This is a genomic window from Thalassotalea sp. Y01 (assembly GCF_012932945.1).
Lineage (GTDB): Bacteria > Pseudomonadota > Gammaproteobacteria > Enterobacterales > Alteromonadaceae > Thalassotalea_A.
The window spans coordinates 1-367 of sequence record NZ_JABBXG010000030.1; the positions used below are offsets into that span (position 1 = coordinate 1).

The following is a 367-nucleotide window of genomic DNA, read 5'->3' on the forward strand; positions in this document are numbered from 1 at the left end:
TCCCCACTGCTGCCTCCCGTAGGAGTCTGGGCCGTGTCTCAGTCCCAGTGTGGCTGATCATCCTCTCAAACCAGCTAGAGATCGTCGTCTTGGTAGGCCATTACCCCACCAACTAACTAATCTCACTTGGGCTAATCTAAAGGCGAAAGGTCCGAAGATCCCCTCCTTTGGTCCGTAGACATTATGCGGTATTAGCAGTCGTTTCCAACTGTTGTCCCCCACCTCAAGGCATATTCCCAAGCATTACTCACCCGTCCGCCGCTCGACGCCAGAGTAGCAAGCTACTCTTCGTTTCCGCTCGACTTGCATGTGTTAAGCCTGCCGCCAGCGTTCAATCTGAGCCATGATCAAACTCTTCAATTAAAAA

At 52.0% G+C, this 367-nt stretch carries 1 rRNA gene; it reads right to left on the reverse strand.

The window, feature by feature from the left end:
- Window positions 1–363 (reverse strand): 16S ribosomal RNA (locus HII16_RS16690); the annotation flags it as partial.
- Window positions 364–367: the final 4 nt, after the last annotated feature.